The sequence below is a fragment of the Pseudomonas sp. genome, assembly GCF_048265905.1.
Lineage (GTDB): Bacteria > Pseudomonadota > Gammaproteobacteria > Pseudomonadales > Pseudomonadaceae > Aquipseudomonas.
In genome coordinates this window covers 165,686-183,845 of sequence record NZ_JBLXAP010000001.1, presented here as the reverse complement: position 1 = coordinate 183,845, position 18,160 = coordinate 165,686, and the positions used below count along the sequence as shown (strand labels likewise).

Sequence of the window (18,160 nt, the reverse complement as noted above, 5' to 3'; positions counted from 1 at the left end):
GGATTTTAGGCCAGCGAGTATCTGGACTCTAGCTATTAAGCCAATACGCAAAGCTTATTAAGTGTTTTCAGGCCAGCGGCAGAGTCATAGCCGATGACTATGAGCTGCAATTGGCGCAGATAAAGACGTGGGTGCAAAAGGTCAATCAAAGCGGGATTTTACTGGCCTGACGCATTTGAAAGACGGGTGCAAGGCTGTGACAGAGTGCAGAGAAATGCCTGGAAAACGAAATTTTTACAGGCAAAAGCAGCGATGGGACTTCTGACTTTAACGGCACAATGCCAGCTCGCCAAGCGCTATTCGTCTATCCGACAAATAAACATAAAAAAACTGAAATCTTCGTTTAACTGTCATGTTTTTTGGAGTATCAAAGAAGACAGACGCCGAACCCTGCAGTCAGGTGGCGATATTGCTCTTCACCTTGTTTGCAGCTTCTCAGCCGCCCCTGAGAAGTCGGCGGTCCTCTGCAGCGGAGCGCTGACTCTGGCATTCCGTTGCTTGGCTTCTACTAGAAGGTAAACGAGTATGGATGACCACGGACGCTGTAAGCCCACCGCTCCAACCCTCTACGCCCTCGATACCAATGTGTTGATCCACGATCCTAATGCGTTGCTCAATTTCGAGGAGCATCACGTTGCCATCCCGATGACAGTTTTGGAGGAGTTGGACAAGCTCAAAACAGGTAAGCAAGGTGTAGCTGCTGAATGCCGTCAGGCGATCAGATTGATCGACAAGATTCTGGGGAGCGCATTACCTGAAGAAGTGGAGCACGGCGTACCGATTCAGCGTGAGAAGAGCGGCGCATGCGGCTTTTTGTCAATTCTGATGAGCAAAAGTGCAGCTCCTGTCACCTGGCTGCCTGAAGACCTCAACGACAACAAAATCATCAACCAACTGGTTGAGTTAAAGTCACGACGACCGGGATTGTCAGTGGTGCTGGTCACCAAAGACATCAATATGCGCTTGAAGGCGCGGGCCTGTGGCATCGACTCTGAGGATTATCACACTGACCAACTGGTTGATGATGTTTCCCTGCTGTCGCAGGGCTATCACAACATGTCAGGTGGTTTCTGGGACCGGGTGAGTAAAGTAGAAACCCGCCAGGACCATGGCAGAACCTGGCATCGTGTGCAGCTCACCGACAACCTACCGTCAGTTCATGTCAACGAGTTCATCATCGATGAACAAGGCTTTGTCGGCTGGATCAAGGAGATCGATGAAGGTGAGATCCTTATTCTGGATCTGCATCAGGAGCCATTGATGCACCAGGAAGCGTGGGGGCTCAAGCCGCGCGATATCTATCAGGCGCTGGCGCTCTATGCCTTGCTGGATCCTGATATCCACTTGGTCAACCTGTCGGGCGCGGCTGGCTCGGGTAAAACCATTCTTGCCTTGGCAGCAGCCATCGAACAAACCATGGTCAGCAAGCGTTACCGGCGCATCATCGCGACGCGTAGCGTGCAAGGGCTCGATCAGGAGATTGGTTTCTTGCCGGGCACCGAAGCCGAGAAAATGGAGCCATGGCTCGGCGCGATTACCGACAACCTTGAAGCGCTGCATATGGATGATGAAAACACTCATGGCAGCGTTGACTACATTCTGCAGAAGGTGCCACTGCAGTTTAAATCCCTCAACTATATTCGCGGACGCAGCTTCCAGCAGAGCCTGATCCTGATTGATGAGTGCCAGAACCTGACACCGCACCAGATGAAAACCATCATCACCCGTGCGGGAACCGGGTCCAAGGTGATTTGCCTGGGTAACCTGGCGCAAATCGATACGCCTTATTTGTCGGCTCCGAGTTCTGGCCTGACTTACCTGACGGAGCGATTCAAAGATTTCTCCCACGGTGTGCACATCACCTTACAGGGCGTACCGCGCTCAATTCTGGCTGAGTACGCAGAAACCCACATGTAATCGCCGTAAACCATAAAGCCCTGCAAGCTTGAGCTCGCAGGGCTTTTTTATGCGGTTGAGATTGCCATTTATTGATATTGGCGGGTGCCGAAACCTGACTCTGAGGTTTACAATCGAGCCAACCTAGATCGGAGTAACGCTGTGCTCACTCATCTTGATTCACAAGGCCGGGCCAATATGGTCGATGTCAGCGACAAGTCATCGACTGTGCGCGAGGCTGTGGCCGAGGCGCTGGTGCGCATGCGTCCACAGACCCTGCAAATGATTGTCGAAGGTGATCACCCCAAGGGTGATGTCTTTGCGGTCGCCCGGATTGCAGGAATTCAGGCGGCGAAAAAAACCTCGGACCTGATCCCGCTGTGTCATCCACTGATGCTAACCAGCGTCAAAGTTGAACTAAGCGCCGAAGGCTCGGATGCCGTGCGTATCCGGGCACGCTGCAAGCTGGCCGGGCAAACCGGGGTTGAGATGGAGGCGCTGACCGCCGCCAGTGTTGCTGCACTGACTATTTATGACATGTGCAAAGCGGTTGATCGTGGCATGACCATTGAAAGTGTGCGCTTGCTGGAAAAAATTGGCGGCAAGAGTGGGCATTTCAAACACGATGCGGCTCAAGTGGAAGGTGAACAATGATTCGTGTGCAGTACTTTGCCCGTTACCGTGAAGCCTTGGGCCTTGATGGTGAGCAACTGAGCAACAGTGCCAACTTCGCCACGCTTAACGATGTGCGTGAGTTTCTAGTCGCTCGTGACGGTGTCTGGCAGGTGCTGGCTGAGCAAAACTTGATGTGTGCGCGCAATCAAGAGCTGTGCAGCCTCGATGAAGCCGTGGCTGAAGGTGACGAAGTGGCGTTTTTCCCAACGGTCACCGGAGGCTAGCGATGAGCATTCGGGTTCAGCTTGATGCGTTCGATCCTGGCGTCGAACTCAACACATTGCACGCGCAAAACCTCGGTGTCGGCGCCGTAGTGACCTTTGTTGGTTATGTACGCGACTTCAACGATGGGCGTGACGTCGGCGGCATGTTCCTTGAACATTTTCCCGGCATGACCGAAAAGGCGTTGGGCAAGATTGTTGATGAGGCCGCGCAGCGCTGGCCGTTGCTCAAGGTCGAGTTGATCCACCGCATTGGCCGACTGGAACCCGGTGAACCGATTGTTTTTGTCGGCACCAGCAGTGCCCATCGTGAGGCAGCCTTCGAGGCCTGTGCCTTCATCATGGATTACCTGAAAACCCGTGCGCCATTCTGGAAAAAAGAAGACACCGCAGACGGCCCGCGCTGGGTCGAGGGCCGTTGCAGCGACCAACAAGCGGCGCAACGCTGGAAACAGAATTAAACCCAGTCAACAGTAGGGCGGACAACGCTCTTCTGTCCGCCATCAGCAGGGCAGAGCTTGGCTATTTGTCGAGATTTGGTGGACAAGCTTCGCGTTGTCACACCCTACGCAACGATATTTTTCCTGTAGGGCGCACAGCGCTTTTCTGTCCGCCATTTGCGACGCGGGGCTTGGTTGTTTGACGGTTTTTGGTGGACAAGCTTCGCGTTGTCACACCCTACCTTTTATTGCTTGCGCAGCGCCTCAAGGCTGTTGACCTGCTGGCCGTTCGTATCGAAGTTAGCGTCATCCAGCCAGACCTTGAAGGCGTCACGGCACCGTGGCCATTCACTGTCAATTATCGAGAACCATGCGGTGTCCCGGTTGCAACCTTTGACCACCATGTGTTGGCGGAATATACCTTCCTGAACAAAGCCAAGGCGTTCGGCGGCGCGCATTGAGCGAGCGTTTTGCGCATTGCACTTCCACTCTAGTCGGCGGTAACCCAGTTCACTCATTGCATAATTGGCCAGTAGCCAAAGAGTTTCAGTTGAGCCCGGTGAGCGCTGCATGACGCGGCCAAAGGAGATGTGGCCAATCTCAATGGTGCCGTCTTTAGGGGTAATTCGCAGATAGCTGAGCAAGCCGACTGCCCGCTGACTGACGTTATCGATCACGCTAAAGAACAACGGATCTGCACTGGCCTGATTGGCTTGGAGCCAGGCATCGAACGTTGTGCGTTCAAGAAAGGGCCCAACCGCCAAGTAATCCCACAGCTTGGGGTCTGAGTCCGGGCCTTGCAGTGCGTGCCACAGGTCATCGCCATGGCGACGGGCGTCTAGTGGTTCCAACTGTACAAATTTGCCTTGCAACACGGCTCGCTCAGGCAAGGCCACTGCTTGCCAATCGAGCGGGCGATCATTGAGTTGGTAGGTCATTTGGCTGCCTCGATCAAAATAGTTTGCGGTATTGGATAAAGCCCGGGCGGTCGGCAATCCGGTCGTATAGCTGCATCGCATCGGTATTGCTTTCATGGGTCAACCAATGCACCCGCGAGGCGCCTGCTGCTGTCGCCTGGGCATAGACATGCTCAATCAACTTTCGACCGACACCTGCACCGCGCAGCTGTTGCTCAACGAATAAGTCCTGCAGGTAACAGTAATCGCCGACAGTCCAGCACGAGCGATGAAATATCCAATGCACAACGCCAACCGGCTTGCCGTCGAGCCAGGCGATGGCCGCATGCATCGGCTCCATTGGGTCGAGAAAGCGCTGCCAGGTTGTGGCGCTGGTTTGGGCGCTGATTTCAGTTCCATAGAACTGCTGATAACCCTGCCAAAGTGGCAGCCAGGCGGCTTGATCGGCAGGGCTTACTGGGCGAATTTCGAGAGACATGGCTTAATCCTATGGCTTAATCGGCGCAGGGCATACGCGCGGCAAGCAACTGGTCGCGCGGATCTGCGCTGCTTTGCAGCGCCGCGTGAACACCGTTCTGGTCGGCTGAGTCGCGGTTTTGGCTGAGCTTGTATTTGCCTTCTAAATGCTCAATGGGCAGGGCAAAGCCGACAATGGCCCGCAGCATCTTGTCGATATAGTCAGCGGGCGCATCATCGACGGACCAAGGTGTTGCGCGGTTGGCTTCGTGTTTGTCGCTTAGGCGGCTGACCAGTTGCAGTAAACGCTGCGGATCATCAAACAACTCTATCGGGCCGCGTGCGTGAACGCTGATGTAGTTCCAGGTCGGCACCACTTTGCCGTGCTCAGCTTTGGCCGGGTACCACGCCGGGCTGATGTAGCCATCTGCAAGGTTAAACATCACCAATGCCTCGCTGCTGTCTTGCCAATCGCGCCAATGCGGGTTGGCCCGCGCAAGGTGGCCATACAGCGTGCCGTATTGACCTTCTTCACGCACTAGCAGCAGAGGTAAGTGAGTGGCTTGTAAACCGTTGGCGCCATGGCTAACCACCGTTGCCAAGCGAGCTTTATCGATTTCGTCATGCAGCACCCCGAAATCATCCTGTCCAAACGCTGAAGGTATATACATGTGGGCCTTCTGATTGATGGCTGTAGATTGATAGCTGCATGCTAGGCAGAATATTGGCCTGATGTAAGATCCATTTATGATCAGGTTGAAGGGGCCAATTATGGCGATAAATACGCCGCTGCCAGTTGATTTGTCTGGTATGCAGCTTGAGCCCGAGCGCGGTTTGGCTCGGCAGCTGTATCAACGCTTGCGCGAGAGAATCCTTGATGGCCGCTTGCCCGGCGGTGCACGGCTCCCTGCCAGCCGTGATCTCGCCAGCCTGTTCAATGTTTCACGCAATACGGTGATGCGAGCGTTCGATCAGCTATATGCCGAGGGTTACATTGAAGGGCGTATCGGTGACGGCACTTACGTTGCCCAGCTTGCAAGCGTTGCGCCTGAGGTTGCCGTGCAAACCGCCAGCCCTGCGCCAAGCGATGCCTTGCGCCTGCTTGACAGTCACCATTTACCGATGCCGCCAGAAGGCGCACCGAGAGCGTTTCGGGTTGGGGTTCCGGCATTCGACCTGTTCCCGTTTGAAACCTGGGCCAGGCTGTCGGCGCGCTTTTGGCGTAAGCCGTCGCCTGCACGGCTCGGCTACGGCGACCCAGCAGGTGATCGGCAATTGCGCGAGCTGATTGTCGCTTACCTGCGCAACAGTCGCGGCTTGCAGTGTGATCCGGCACAAGTGGTGATCACCAGTGGCGCGCAACAAGCCATCAGCCTGTGCGCGCAGTTGTTGTTGCAGCCGGGCGATCGGGTGGCGGTTGAGAATCCGGGTTACCGCGCGGCCGGGCATGCATTTGCCATTGCCGGTGCCCAGTTGCAGGGGGTTGCAGTTGATGAGGCTGGCATCGATACGGCTGCGCTTGAGCGGCTTGGCTCTTGTCGTTTGGCTTATGTGACGCCATCGCATCAATACCCGACCGGGGTGACTTTATCGTTACAACGCAGGCTGGAGTTGCTCGATTGGGCTGAGCGACACGACAGTTGGATTATCGAAGACGATTATGACGGCGAGTACCGTTACAGTGGTACACCTCTGGCCCCGTTGGCTGCGCTCGACCGTCAAGGACGCGTGTTGTATGTTGGCACTTTTTGCAAAATTACCTTTCCGGCATTGCGCCTTGGTTATCTGATTTTACCTGCGGACCTGGCTGAGTCGTTCTCGCGGCGGCGGGCTTTGGATATGCGCCATTCTGAGATTGGCACCCAAGCGGTGATGGCGGAGTTTATTGCGACTGGGCATTTTCAACGGCATATACGCCGGATGCGCAGTGCTGCGCGCAGCCGCCGTGATGCATTGCTGGCCGGTTGGCCTCGCGCAATTGCTGGCTGTGCGCCAATGCCTGCTGTCGATGCGGGGCTGCATCTTTGCGTCCGGGTCGATAGCGTCGCCCGTGAGCAAGAGTTGATCGAGGCGGCAGAGGCCGTCGGTGTTGAAATCAATGCACTGAGTAATTATTGGTTGCCAGACAGCGAACAGCTGCCAGACCAACGTGCGGGTTTGGTGCTCGGTTTTGCGGCTGTTAATGAGTCAGATATTGAGGCTGCATTGCGCGCCTTGCGTGCTGCCTGGGGTGTCTGAGTTGCCCGTTCGATAAAGCTTTTAGCGCTGCGCCGCACGTGAGTGGGCCATCGAGCATTAACCGCTCGACAGCCCATGCGCAGCCTTACTTAACGAGTTGGTAACACGGCACATAGTCCGCGCCACCCGGCAGTTTCATGCGGTGTTGGTCGACAAAGGCTTGCAGCAATTCGTCCAGCGGCTGCATCACGGCCACATCGCCATGAATCTGATACGGGCCTTTTTCTTCGATCATGCGAATGCCCTTGTCTTTGACGTTACCCGCAACCACTCCGGAGAAGGCCCGGCGCAGGTTGGCGGCCAACTCATGGGCTGGCAGATCACGGCTTAATTGCAGGCTGGCCATGTTCTCGTGCGTCGGCTCGAACGGACGCTGCAAGCCTTCGTCAATTTTCAGCAGCCAGTTGAAGTGAAACGCATCATTTCGCTCACGACGGAACTGTTTAACGGCCTTTAAACCTGCCGTCATTTCACGGGCAACTTGCGCCGGATTGTCGATGATTATTTGGTAATGACGCTGCGCTTCTTCGCCCAAGGTTGCGCCGATAAAGGTGTGCAGTTGCTGGATAAAGGCTGCGGCGCTTTTCGGGCCGGTGAGAATAACCGGGAAGGGCAGTTCGCTGTTGTCTGGATGCATCAAGATGCCCAGCAGATAGAGAAACTCTTCCGCCGTACCCACGCCGCCCGGGAAGACGATGATGCCGTGGCCCACTCGTACAAAGGCCTCCAAGCGTTTCTCGATGTCCGGCATGATCACCAGTTCGTTAACGATTGGGTTCGGGGCTTCGGCAGCGATGATGCCTGGTTCGGTCAAGCCCAAGTAACGACTGTTGTTGATGCGTTGTTTGGCATGGGCAATGGTTGCGCCCTTCATCGGGCCTTTCATCACCCCGGGGCCGCAGCCGGTGCAAATATCCAGATTGCGCAGGCCGAGCTCGTGACCGACTTTTTTAGTGTATTTGTACTCGTCTGTATTGATCGAGTGACCGCCCCAGCAAACGACCATCTTCGGCTCTAAACCCGGGCGTAGGGTGCGGGCGTTGCGCAGCAGGTGGAACACGTAGTCAGTAATGCCTTCCGAACTGCTCAGGTCGATGCGCTGACTGCCAAGCTCGTTCTCGGTATAGACGATATCGCGCAGGGCGCTGAATAACATTTCGCGGGTGCTGGCGATCATCTCGCCATCAACAAAGGCATCCGCTGGGGCGTTGAGCAGTTCCAGGCGAACGCCGCGATCTTGCTGGTGAATACGGACTTCGAAGTCTTTGTAGGCATCGAGAATGGTTTTCGCATTGTCGATCTGCGCGCCAGTGTTGAGGATTGCCAGCGCGCACTGGCGGAAGAGTTTGTAGATGCTGGCTGAACCCGCTTCACTGAGCTGCTGAACTTCACGCTGGGAAAGGGTTTCGAGGCTGCCCTTTGGGCTCACAGAGGCATTTATTACGTTTCGTTGGGCCATTCTTGGCTCCTTTAATACGACCCTGTGGATTCACAGCTGCCACAGGCGTCTAAAAATTGAACGCCAACTCCGGGCGCTAATCCAGGCTTGCCCAGCGGTTAAGCAGGACTCAAAGCAAAACTGGCTGGTGAGAATGTGCAAGGCATAGTCTTTTCTACAACTCTGCGCGACTAAACGAAAGCCCTAGCGTAAAAAATATTCGGTTGATCAAACGTTTAGCGTGTTTTTTGTACAGTTGGTTCGCCTGCAGCTATGCCTTTACGGGCATAGCCGCAAGCGTCATTCAACGACGCAGCGCAGGTAGAAAACTCTGCCAACTTGACGGTATTTTGCTGCGTAGCTTTGCGCTGAAGGCGTCCCGGTGCCTTTGATAAACAATGCCCAAGCCAATAACCGCCAGGCCCAGCAGGCTAACGATGACCGGGAATAGCAGCGAATCGGCAAACACTTCATAGGATAGGTATCCCAGATACGATGCGACGCCGAGTGCACCAAAGACCATGAACATAGCGCGGCGCAGCAGCACCGCGACCGCTATAAGTCCAAGGTTGATCAGACAGTACAATGCTTTGCCCAGCTCACTGCCGCTGTCCATCAGGGTCAGGCCGCCCCAGAAGGCTAACAACCCTGCCAGATATCCCCAGAATGCATAGTCGCGTTGGCTGCGGCCATCGACCCACAGGCTGCAGAGCAGCACCAGCAAGCCGAACCATAGCGAGATCCAGCGGCGTTGTTCCCAGTCAAAGGCGCTGCCAAACAACAGCTCGGTCAAATCCATCGACATAAACCACAGGGCAATGGCCATCGGCATGACGATAAAAGGGAAGGGCAGCAGGCGTAGCATCAACAGGCCAACAAGCACAGTGCCAAGCTCCATCGCCAGCCAGCCGCTTTGCACGTATTTGTAGTAGTCGTTATAGCTGCCCAAGCCGTCATCCAGCGGCCACCAGCCCATCAGGCGTTGTACGGCAAATATCAGCAGTGGCGTCATGCTCACGGCCACCGCAGCCAATAAGCCGCCGGGAATCTGTTGGCCACGTTGCCACAAACTACGGCCGCACAGGGTAAACAACAGCATATAGACAGCACTGATTATCAGCAGCGCGCCTTCACCAATGTTCATCCAGGCCTCGGTCAGCAGCCAGCCCATGGCGCCGATGATCAGCATGGCGCCAAAGTAATACGCGATATGCGCCAGTTGAAAACTCGCTCGTTCAGGGTTTTGTTGCTGCAAAAAACTGAGTAATGCGGTGTCTTGGCCGGGAGCAAGCACCCCAGCTGCGACGGCTTTGTCTAAGTCAGCCGGTTGGATGGTCAGGCGCATTATGGGACTCCATTTCCGCAAGTTAACTGCTCTAAGGCTAGCGCTTAAGGTGGTCAACGCGAAGCTTGCCCACCATTTGTATGACAACGCCTGGTTTATTACAGGCACAAAAAAGGCGAAGCTTTTGGGCTTCGCCTGTTCTAGTGCGCTTGCTTAACCTTTGCGGGGCACAGGTTTGAGCAGTTCATCCGGCGGCATCTCGCAGGAGATTTTGCGACCAAGCAGCGCCTCGATGGGCGGCAATGCGTAGGCGTCATCTTCGCCGGCAAAACTGATCGAGGTGCCATTGGTGCCCGCACGCCCCGTTCGACCAATACGGTGAACGTAATCGTCCGGGTCTTCCGGCAGGGTGAAGTTGATCACGTGGCTGATGGCGTCAACGTGAATGCCTCGGCCTGCAACATCAGTCGCGACCAGCACGCGAATTTTACCTTCACGGAATCCTTCAAGCACCTTGATCCGCTTGTGTTGCGGTACATCACCCGACATTTGTGCGGCGCTGATGCCGTCACGCGTCAGGCGCTCTTCAATGCGCCGTACTTCGTCTTTACGGTTGGCGAAGACCATCACCCGAATCCAGTCGTTCTGCGCAATCAGGTTGTACAGCAACTTGTATTTGTCGCTACCCGCCACCGCGTAAACGTGTTGTTCAACGGTGTCACTGGCGACGTTTTCTGGCTCAATCTCAACAATCGCCGGGTCAGTGGTCCATTGTTTGGCCAGATTCATTACATCTTCGGTGAATGTTGCAGAGAACAGCAGGGTTTGTCGCTCACCTTTCATTGGCGTCTGGCGAATGATTTGCCGAACCTGCGGGATGAAACCCATGTCGAGCATGCGGTCGGCTTCGTCGAGCACCATGACTTCAACCATGTCGAGGTGTACTTCGCCGCGCTGGTTGAAATCAAGTAAGCGACCCGGCGTTGCAACAAGAATGTCGCAGTAGCGCGATTCCAGCAGTTTTAACTGCTTGTCGAAATCCATGCCGCCAACAAAACTCATGACATTAAGGTCAGAGTATTTAGTCAGGTCTTGTGCATCTTTAGCAATCTGCACCACTAATTCGCGGGTCGGCGCGATAATCAGTGCTCGCGGCTCACCCATATAGCGCTCTTTCGGCGGTGGGGTTTGCTGCAACTGGGTGATGATCGAGATAAGAAATGCGGCGGTTTTACCCGTACCCGTCTGGGCACGACCGATAGCATCCTGGCCGCTCAGGGTGTAACCCAGAACACCCGCTTGGATTGGCGTGCAATACGGAAACCCAAGGTCATGAATGGCGTGCATTAACTCAGGGCTGAGCTTGAAGTCGTGAAAACGTGTTTTACCTTCAGCCGGTTCGACCGCGAAATCGCTGAGTTTCCAGTTATCAACCGGTTTGGCTACGCGCTCGCGGCGTGGTTTTGCCGTTTTGGGCGCGTCATTACGGGCAGGCTTCGCGCCTTCAGCCTTTGCTTTGCTCGACTCACGGCTCTTATCGCGTGCACGGCTGTTGCGGCTGGTGTTGGCTGGTGCGCTATCAAGGTTGGCTGGCGCAGCGGGCCTGCTTACTGAGGCTGGCTGCTCGCCGTCGGCTTTGCCGAATATTTTCTTTAGTGCTTTGAGCACGGTCATCTCGTCAATTGGTTAAGGAGTGAACTGCGCCAGTGTAAAGCAAGAACACGGCGCGGCGAAGTGCCACAGCCGCTTGCAACACACTGCTAGCGTATTGATTGACGATTCATCCGTGTCTGCAGCTTTAGTGGCGCAGGCAATTGCGCCCTTGTTGTTTGGCTCTGTACAACGCTTTATCGGCCCGGACAAGCATGCTTTGCAGGGTGTCCTGGCTGCGCATGGATGATAAGCCAATCGACACCGTAACCCCTGGCAAAGGCCCTGTCGGTGAGTAAAAGGTCGCGACGGCTTGCAGGCTCAAGCGTAAGCGTTCACCGATGCTCAGTGCAGCATCGGTGTCCATTTCAGGCAGTAAAATGACGAACTCCTCACCGCCGTAGCGCGCCAGACTGTCTTTATTCCGCAATTGGTCAGTCAATGTCTGCGCGACCATGCAAAGTGCATAGTCGCCCGCTAAGTGGCCGTGTTTGTCGTTGTAGGCCTTGAAGTGATCGACATCGAGCATCAGCAAGCTGAAGGGCTGCCCATTGAAGGCGCAGCGTGTGGTTTCGCGCTCAAAAATATGTTCCAGCCAGCGCCGGTTGAAGGTGCCGGTAAGGGTGTCGATATTGGCGTGTTGCTCGCTGTTGAGGATAATTCGGTTGCCTTGGCGAACCCGATGGCAGAGCAACTCAAGCAGGTTCTGCATGAGCTGCGGTGAATGTTGAAACAAATTGACCAGTGAGGCGCGGTGCAGCCGCAATACTCGACTGGGCTGAGTGGCAACGACGAATGCGCAAGGGTGGTCATTGTCTATGAAGCTAATTTCCCCTGCGCAATCGCCTACACATAATGTGCTGACCGGCTGGTTGTCGAGCGAACCCAGGTAAACGTTGAGTTGGCCGGCGACCAAAACGTACAAATATTGGTTGCGCGTAGTCGGCGACAGCAAGATTTCTCCGGCATCGATGTCGTAAGCCAAAAACTCGTTAAGCAACTGCTCAATGTTGCTTAATGCGACCTTATCGAACAGGCGCAGTTTATGAAGATGCTGCGTCTCGGCTTGCCAGTGAGCTGGTTTCACTGTCGCCACCTGTAGACGCAGGCACGTATCACCCAACACATCCCTAGCGCTCCCCGCGTGATGAGTTTGATCTCGTCTTTTCTATATAGACAGATTAGATAAGAACAAGCATTGCAATCTGTCGAGCGACCAGCGGCTTGGCGTATTAGTGAAGGGCAGAGTGGGGCGGGCCTGAGCCGGCAAGCCGCCTACGCAGAACCTGGCACCGATGGCCGATGCTTGAGCGGTTTCAGTGTCGGTGCAAACGGCCTGATCCGGCTCAAGCGTGAGTTCGCTATAAGCCGGGCGTCACGGGAGTTGTAGACCAGCGGTCGTTTAGTGTCCGCAAGAAAAGCACTGCACAACCCGGCTCAGGGTTCCTTAGTTGCTCAATTGGGTGAGAAGCCAGTCGCCAATATCGCGAACTTGTTGTGGGAGTACCTCATGGGCCATCGGATATTCCTGCCATTTTGGGTCACATCCTCTGCTTTTCAGCCACTCGTAGGCTGTGCGGCCCATGCTGGGCAATACAACATCATCGTGGCTGCCGTGCTGGCAGTAGACCGGTAACTGCTGTTTTTCTGGCGCAAGGCTGATGTCTTCAGCAAAGGTTGGAGCGTAGGTTGATAGCGCCAACACTCCGCCGAGTGGCCCGGCCCAACGCATGAACGCTGCGTGATAAACCACTGCGCCACCTTGTGAAAAGCCCGCCAGGAATATCCGCTGAGGATCAATTCCGCTGTCCCGTGCCGTTTCTATCAAGGTAATCACTTGTTGCGCCGAGGTTTCGAGTTGCTCGCGATTGATAGCGCGTGCCGGGCTCATCGCCAAGATGTCATACCAACTGGGCATTTCGAAGCCGCCATTGACGGTTACTGGCTGGGTCGGCGCTTGTGGAAGTACAAAACGGGTGGAGGGTAAAACCTGTTGCAGTGCTTCGGCGACAGGCAAAAAGTCGTAACGGTCTGCGCCGAGTCCGTGCAACCAGATTACGCACGAATCCGGTGCGTGTGTGGGCTGAAGGATCAATGGTTCGCTCATGTTTGGCTCCGGGTTGGTGCTTAGGCTCTAAATTGGTGCGCGCTAAACTTTTGATAGTGGCTATTCTGTGAATTAGATGTCGCACGCTTGCAAGTTTTGCTATTGACCCGCCTTTATCTGGCTAGTGGCACGTTGCTGGTACGAGGTTTGCTACATCTAACAAGACTGGTGATGTTGTCTGGTAGCAGTAACACTTTATTTATTGTTGCCGGATGCATAGCAGACGGGAAGCCAATTTGATGGGGTTTCCAAAAAATGTCGCCAGAAGCGTTTTTTTGGTGATGAGCAAATTGCTATCCGTCTCACGTTCGTTCTACCAACGGACGTGCGCAAGTTCAAAGCCGGTTGAAAAAACGGCAACATAACTCGCGCTAATGCTCAATCCATGGTTAATTGCGTCGCTGCCAACGTAATTAACTCACCTCATAAGGGTACGGTGGTAGAGCTGAGACTCCAACACAACAAAAGCAACTGGAGGTTTTTAATGAAGATGGTGAAATCCACTCTGGCTATTCTGACTACCGCGACTGTTCTCGGTGTCAGTGGCTTTGCTCAAGCGGGCGCAACTCTCGACGCAGTACAAAAAAAGGGCTTTGTACAGTGCGGTATTAGTGACGGTTTGCCTGGCTTCTCGTACGCAGATGCCAAAGGTAACTACTTGGGGCTCGACGTTGATGTCTGCCGCGCAGTTGCTGCAGCTGTTTTCGGTGACGCTACCAAAGTTAAATACAGCCCACTGACGGCCAAAGAGCGCTTCACTGCACTGCAATCTGGTGAAGTTGATGTGCTGTCGCGTAACACCACTTGGACCAGCTCGCGTGATGCTGGCCTGGGTCTGAATTTCGCGGGCGTTAACTACTACGACGGTCAAGGCTTCCTGGTTAACAAGAAACTGGGTGTTTCCAGCGCTAAAGAACTCGACGGTGCAACCGTTTGTATTCAGGCCGGTACCACCACTGAGCTGAACCTTTCTGACTACTTCCGTGCCAATGGCATGAAGTACACCCCAATCACTTACGATACTTCTGACGAAAGCGCCAAATCGGTTGAAGCAGGCCGTTGCGACGTGCTGACTTCTGACCAATCGCAGCTATATGCACAGCGTATCAAGCTGGCCGCCCCTGAGGAGTACGTAGTACTTCCAGAAGTCATCTCTAAAGAACCGCTGGGTCCAGTGGTTCGTCAGGGTGACGAGGAGTGGTTCGACATCGTGCGTTGGTCTCTGTTCGCTATGGTTAACGCCGAAGAGCTGGGCATCACTTCGAAGAACGTAGAAGACATGGCCAAAACTACCAAGAACCCTGACATCGCACGTCTGTTGGGCGCCGAAGGTGAGTTTGGTAAAGATCTGAAGCTGCCGAAAGACTGGGCAGTCAAGATCGTCAAGCAAGTGGGTAACTACGGTGAAAGCTTTGACCGTAACGTCGGTGCCGGTAGCGATCTGAAGATCGAACGTGGCCTCAACGCCCTGTGGAACAAAGGTGGTCTTCAATACGCACCACCAGTGCGCTGACCGTCAGTGCTCGCGCCCGTCCTGGGCGTGAGCATAGTTCTGATGATGTGAACCCCATGCCCGCTGATGCGGGTGTGGGTGTTCCAAGAGGGCTTATATGCAAACTAGTGCAAATGCCTCTCACCCCAAGGGCTCCGTCTGGACTGACCCTAAGGTGCGTGCGTGGATATTCCAAATTCTTGCCGTTATCGCTGTCGTGGCGCTCGGCTGGTTCTTGTTTGACAACACCCAGACCAATCTGGAAAAACGCGGTATTACCTCCGGCTTCTCGTTCCTGAATAACAGCGCCGGTTTTGGTATTGCTCAACACCTGATCGAATACACGGAAAGCGATTCCTACGGTCGGGTCTTTGTCATTGGCTTACTCAATACCTTGCTGGTATCTGGCATCGGTATTGTTGGTGCAACATTGCTCGGTTTCATTCTGGGTATTGCGCGACTATCGCCTAATTGGCTAGTCAGTAAGCTGGCAACGATCTATATCGAGATCTTTCGTAATATTCCGCCTCTGCTGCAAATCTTCTTCTGGTATTTCGCGGTCATGCTGGCTATGCCAAGCCCGAGGCAGAGCCTTGAGTTTGGCAGTATGTTTTTCATCAATAACCGTGGCTTGTATATGCCTTCGCCGTCAATGACGGATGCATTTACACCGTTCTTGATTGCTTTGCTGCTGACTATTGTCGCGATTATCTTCATCGTGCGTTGGGGACGGGCACGGTTTGAAAAAACCGGCCAACCGTTTCCGTTGCTGCTGGTTTCGCTAGCAATGTTGGTGGTGATACCAGGTTTGACCATCGCGTTGTCAGGAAATCCACTGACGTGGCAGACCCCGGAGTTGAAAGGTTTCAACTTCCGTGGTGGCTGGGTGATGATTCCCGAGTTGATCGCTCTGACTCTGGCTCTGACGATCTACACCGCAGCCTTTATTGCTGAAATCGTCCGTTCGGGCATCCAGGCAGTGAGTCACGGGCAGACAGAGGCGGCGCGTTCGCTTGGCTTACCTGCCGGGAAGATATTGCGTTTGGTGGTTATTCCACAATCGCTACGGGTGATCATTCCGCCGCTGACCAGTCAGTACCTCAATCTTGCGAAGAACTCGTCCCTGGCCGCCGGTATCGGCTATCCAGACATGGTCTCGTTGTTTGCCGGTACGGTACTTAATCAGACAGGGCAGGCGATTGAAGTCATTGCCATCACCATGAGCGTGTACTTGGCGATCAGCATTAGCATTTCGCTGTTCATGAACTGGTACAACAAGCGCATCGCGCTGATCGAGCGGTAAGGAGCAGCCCATGCAAACTCATACCTTTAAACCTGACTTGCCACCTCCTCGCCTGAGCGTCGGCGCGGTTGGCTGGCTACGTGGCAACTTGTTTTCCAGCGTACCCAATACGCTGCTGACAATTGTCGCTGTGTATTTGATCTGGCTAATGATGCCACCGCTGTTCGATTGGGCGCTGTTCAGTGCTGACTGGGTGGGGACAACCCGTGCCGATTGCACCGGTGATGGCGCGTGCTGGGTGTTTATCCAGCAACGTTTCGGTCAGTTTATGTACGGTTTCTACCCGAGCGAACTGCGCTGGCGCGTTGACTTTGCCTTGTGGGCAGCGATCATCGGTGCTGCACCGCTGTTCGTGCCACAAATGCCACGCAAAGCCATTTATGGCTTGGGCTTCTTGGTTATCTACCCGATTCTGGCCTACCTGCTGCTGCATGGCGGTCACTTTGGTTTGGAAACCGTGCCAACCAGCCGCTGGGGCGGTCTGATGCTGACTTTGGTGATTGCCTCTGTTGGTATTGCTGGCGCCTTGCCATTGGGTATTGTGCTGGCGCTTGGACGTCGTTCAGAGATGCCGGCTATCCGGGTTATCTGCGTGACCTTTATCGAGTTCTGGCGCGGCGTGCCCTTGATCACCGTGCTGTTTATGTCTTCGGTAATGTTGCCGCTGTTCCTGCCGGAAGGCATGAGCTTCGACAAGCTGATGCGCGCCTTGATTGGGGTTATCTTGTTCCAGTCTGCCTATATCGCTGAAGTGGTGCGTGGTGGTTTGCAGGCAATCCCTAAAGGCCAATATGAAGCGGCTGCTGCGATGGGCTTGGGTTACTGGCGCATGATGGGGCTGGTTATCCTGCCGCAAGCGCTGAAGATGGTGATTCCTGGCATCGTCAACACCTTTATCGCGCTGTTCAAAGACACCAGTCTGGTCATCATTATCGGTCTGTTTGACCTGCTCAACAGCATCAAACAAGCGACCACAGACCCGGCGTGGCTTGGTATGTCGACCGAGGGCTATGTGTTTGCAGCCCTGGTTTACTGGATTTTCTGTTTTGGTATGTCCCGCTACTCCATGCATCTGGAGCGCAAATTGGACACTGGCCACAAGCGTTAGGAGCTAGTTAGATGAGTGAAGCAATTAAAAAGCCTGAAGCTGTGGAAAGCATGATCCAAATGCAGGGCGTACATAAATGGTACGGCCAATTCCATGTGCTCAAAGACATCAACCTCGACGTTAAATCAGGTGAGCGTATTGTCCTGTGCGGTCCTTCTGGCTCGGGTAAGTCGACGACCATTCGCTGCCTGAACCGTCTGGAAGAACACCAGCAAGGTCGTATTGTCGTCGATGGCACCGAGTTGACCCATGACCTCAAGCAGATTGAGGCGGTTCGTCGCGAAGTGGGTATGGTGTTCCAGCACTTCAACCTGTTTCCGCACCTGACCGTGTTGCAAAACTGCACGTTGGCGCCGATGTGGGTTCGCAAGCTGCCTAAGCGTCAGGCAGAGGAAATCGCCATGCACTACTTGGAGCGTGTGCGTATTCCTGAGCAGGCGAATAAATTTCCAGGCCAGTTGTCAGGTGGCCAGCAGCAGCGTGTGGCCATTGCCCGTGCCTTGTGCATGAAGCCGAAAATCATGCTGTTCGACGAACCAACCTCGGCACTTGACCCAGAAATGGTTAAAGAAGTGCTCGACACCATGATTGGCCTCGCTGAAGACGGCATGACCATGCTCTGTGTGACCCACGAAATGGGGTTTGCACGGACTGTGGCCAACCGGGTGATTTTCATGGACAAGGGAGAGATTGTCGAAGAAGCAGAGCCGAACAAGTTCTTCACCAATCCGGAGAACGAGCGCACTCAGCTGTTTCTCAGCCAAATCTTGCACTGATAGTCAGCACCTTGATAAGGGAGCCTTCTGGCTCCCTTTTTTATGTGTTCGGTTGCTTGTGGGATAGCTTTAAGGTTGCTATGCACATAGCGATAGAGAATATGTACTGATGCTTGAATGCTTGCTTCGCGCTAGTCTAATGAGAATCATGGAGAGAA

17 protein-coding genes are annotated in these 18,160 nt (G+C 54.4%); 9 read left to right on the top strand and 8 right to left on the bottom strand.

The annotated features are described in order from the left end of the window. Positions 1–525 precede the first annotated feature (525 nt). From ACN0UH_RS00875 to moaE, 4 genes are all read left to right on the top strand, one after another. Positions 526–1,917 (top strand): PhoH family protein, encoded by a 1,392-nt coding sequence (locus ACN0UH_RS00875; RefSeq protein ID WP_339510901.1) that lies wholly within the window; start codon positions 526–528, stop codon positions 1,915–1,917. Between the two features lie 141 nt (positions 1,918–2,058). After that, positions 2,059–2,550, top strand: a complete 492-nt coding sequence (gene moaC, locus ACN0UH_RS00870; protein WP_417660279.1) for a cyclic pyranopterin monophosphate synthase MoaC — start codon at positions 2,059–2,061, stop codon at positions 2,548–2,550. Continuing rightward, positions 2,547–2,795, top strand: a complete 249-nt coding sequence (locus tag ACN0UH_RS00865) for a MoaD/ThiS family protein (RefSeq protein WP_417660278.1) — start codon at positions 2,547–2,549, stop codon at positions 2,793–2,795. The genes moaC and ACN0UH_RS00865 overlap by 4 nt, the downstream gene beginning before the upstream one ends. Before the next feature lie 2 nt (positions 2,796–2,797). Next, positions 2,798–3,253, top strand: coding sequence for a molybdopterin synthase catalytic subunit MoaE (gene moaE / locus ACN0UH_RS00860; protein WP_417660277.1), 456 nt, complete (start codon positions 2,798–2,800; stop codon positions 3,251–3,253). 224 nt (positions 3,254–3,477) lie between these two features. Here the strand turns inward: moaE and ACN0UH_RS00855 are convergent, their stop codons facing one another. The 3 genes from ACN0UH_RS00855 to ACN0UH_RS00845 are packed head-to-tail and all read right to left on the bottom strand — an operon-like array spanning position 3,478 to position 5,276. Beyond that, positions 3,478–4,170, bottom strand: a complete 693-nt coding sequence (locus tag ACN0UH_RS00855) for a GNAT family N-acetyltransferase (RefSeq protein ID WP_417660276.1) — start codon at positions 4,168–4,170, stop codon at positions 3,478–3,480. 13 nt (positions 4,171–4,183) lie between these two features. Continuing rightward, positions 4,184–4,627, bottom strand: coding sequence for a GNAT family N-acetyltransferase (locus tag ACN0UH_RS00850; RefSeq protein ID WP_417660275.1), 444 nt, complete (start codon positions 4,625–4,627; stop codon positions 4,184–4,186). A 16-nt stretch (positions 4,628–4,643) separates the two neighbouring features. Further along, positions 4,644–5,276: an FMN-binding negative transcriptional regulator gene (locus ACN0UH_RS00845; RefSeq protein ID WP_417660274.1), complete on the bottom strand. Its 633-nt coding sequence runs from the start codon at positions 5,274–5,276 to the stop codon at positions 4,644–4,646. 100 nt (positions 5,277–5,376) lie between these two features. Here ACN0UH_RS00845 and ACN0UH_RS00840 point away from each other — a divergent pair, with 100 nt between their 5' ends. Continuing rightward, the gene (locus ACN0UH_RS00840; protein WP_417660273.1) at positions 5,377–6,843 is read left to right on the top strand and encodes a PLP-dependent aminotransferase family protein; all 1,467 of its coding nucleotides are present in this window, start codon (positions 5,377–5,379) and stop codon (positions 6,841–6,843) included. Between the two features lie 85 nt (positions 6,844–6,928). On the opposite strand, the gene ppnN is transcribed toward ACN0UH_RS00840, so the two are convergent. The 5 genes from ppnN to ACN0UH_RS00815 form a co-directional block, all read right to left on the bottom strand. Then, positions 6,929–8,302 (bottom strand): nucleotide 5'-monophosphate nucleosidase PpnN, encoded by a 1,374-nt coding sequence (gene ppnN, locus ACN0UH_RS00835; protein ID WP_417660272.1) that lies wholly within the window; start codon positions 8,300–8,302, stop codon positions 6,929–6,931. Positions 8,303–8,585: 283 nt separating this feature from the next. After that, positions 8,586–9,626, bottom strand: coding sequence for a DUF2157 domain-containing protein (locus ACN0UH_RS00830; RefSeq protein WP_417660271.1), 1,041 nt, complete (start codon positions 9,624–9,626; stop codon positions 8,586–8,588). 153 nt (positions 9,627–9,779) lie between these two features. Then, positions 9,780–11,234: an ATP-dependent RNA helicase RhlB gene (rhlB, locus tag ACN0UH_RS00825; protein ID WP_417660270.1), complete on the bottom strand. Its 1,455-nt coding sequence runs from the start codon at positions 11,232–11,234 to the stop codon at positions 9,780–9,782. Positions 11,235–11,364: 130 nt separating this feature from the next. Next, positions 11,365–12,303 carry a GGDEF domain-containing protein gene (locus tag ACN0UH_RS00820; RefSeq protein ID WP_417660269.1) on the bottom strand — a complete coding sequence of 313 codons (939 nt, stop codon included), beginning with the start codon at positions 12,301–12,303 and terminating at the stop codon, positions 11,365–11,367. Between the two features lie 360 nt (positions 12,304–12,663). Next, entirely contained in the window at positions 12,664–13,323 is a 660-nt protein-coding gene (locus ACN0UH_RS00815) for an alpha/beta hydrolase (protein ID WP_417660268.1), read from the bottom strand. 484 nt (positions 13,324–13,807) lie between these two features. Between ACN0UH_RS00815 and ACN0UH_RS00810 the strand changes: the two genes are divergently transcribed. The 4 genes from ACN0UH_RS00810 (at position 13,808) to ACN0UH_RS00795 (ending at position 18,002) form a co-directional block, all read left to right on the top strand. Continuing rightward, complete coding sequence (locus tag ACN0UH_RS00810) at positions 13,808–14,836, top strand: amino acid ABC transporter substrate-binding protein (protein ID WP_417660267.1); 1,029 nt, start codon at positions 13,808–13,810, stop codon at positions 14,834–14,836. A gap of 97 nt (positions 14,837–14,933) precedes the next feature. Then, on the top strand, positions 14,934–16,118 hold the full coding sequence (locus ACN0UH_RS00805) for an amino acid ABC transporter permease (RefSeq protein ID WP_417660266.1): 1,185 nt from the start codon (positions 14,934–14,936) through the stop codon (positions 16,116–16,118). Positions 16,119–16,128: 10 nt separating this feature from the next. Beyond that, complete coding sequence (locus tag ACN0UH_RS00800; RefSeq protein ID WP_417660265.1) at positions 16,129–17,226, top strand: amino acid ABC transporter permease; 1,098 nt, start codon at positions 16,129–16,131, stop codon at positions 17,224–17,226. 11 nt (positions 17,227–17,237) lie between these two features. After that, positions 17,238–18,002: an amino acid ABC transporter ATP-binding protein gene (locus ACN0UH_RS00795; protein ID WP_087517832.1), complete on the top strand. Its 765-nt coding sequence runs from the start codon at positions 17,238–17,240 to the stop codon at positions 18,000–18,002. Positions 18,003–18,160: the final 158 nt, after the last annotated feature.

What these genes read in the sequence shown, in the direction of transcription:
- ACN0UH_RS00875 (WP_339510901.1), top strand. Translation starts at nt 526, where the DNA reads ATGGATGACCACGGACGCTGTAAGCCCACCGCTCCAACCCTCTACGCC.
- ACN0UH_RS00865 (WP_417660278.1), top strand. Translation starts at nt 2,547, where the DNA reads ATGATTCGTGTGCAGTACTTTGCCCGTTACCGTGAAGCCTTGGGCCTT.
- moaE (WP_417660277.1), top strand. Translation starts at nt 2,798, where the DNA reads ATGAGCATTCGGGTTCAGCTTGATGCGTTCGATCCTGGCGTCGAACTC.
- ACN0UH_RS00855 (WP_417660276.1), bottom strand. Translation starts at nt 4,170, where the DNA reads ATGACCTACCAACTCAATGATCGCCCGCTCGATTGGCAAGCAGTGGCC.
- ACN0UH_RS00850 (WP_417660275.1), bottom strand. Translation starts at nt 4,627, where the DNA reads ATGTCTCTCGAAATTCGCCCAGTAAGCCCTGCCGATCAAGCCGCCTGG.
- ACN0UH_RS00845 (WP_417660274.1), bottom strand. Translation starts at nt 5,276, where the DNA reads ATGTATATACCTTCAGCGTTTGGACAGGATGATTTCGGGGTGCTGCAT.
- ACN0UH_RS00840 (WP_417660273.1), top strand. Translation starts at nt 5,377, where the DNA reads ATGGCGATAAATACGCCGCTGCCAGTTGATTTGTCTGGTATGCAGCTT.
- ppnN (WP_417660272.1), bottom strand. Translation starts at nt 8,302, where the DNA reads ATGGCCCAACGAAACGTAATAAATGCCTCTGTGAGCCCAAAGGGCAGC.
- ACN0UH_RS00830 (WP_417660271.1), bottom strand. Translation starts at nt 9,626, where the DNA reads ATGCGCCTGACCATCCAACCGGCTGACTTAGACAAAGCCGTCGCAGCT.
- ACN0UH_RS00815 (WP_417660268.1), bottom strand. Translation starts at nt 13,323, where the DNA reads ATGAGCGAACCATTGATCCTTCAGCCCACACACGCACCGGATTCGTGC.
- ACN0UH_RS00810 (WP_417660267.1), top strand. Translation starts at nt 13,808, where the DNA reads ATGAAGATGGTGAAATCCACTCTGGCTATTCTGACTACCGCGACTGTT.
- ACN0UH_RS00805 (WP_417660266.1), top strand. Translation starts at nt 14,934, where the DNA reads ATGCAAACTAGTGCAAATGCCTCTCACCCCAAGGGCTCCGTCTGGACT.
- ACN0UH_RS00800 (WP_417660265.1), top strand. Translation starts at nt 16,129, where the DNA reads ATGCAAACTCATACCTTTAAACCTGACTTGCCACCTCCTCGCCTGAGC.
- ACN0UH_RS00795 (WP_087517832.1), top strand. Translation starts at nt 17,238, where the DNA reads ATGAGTGAAGCAATTAAAAAGCCTGAAGCTGTGGAAAGCATGATCCAA.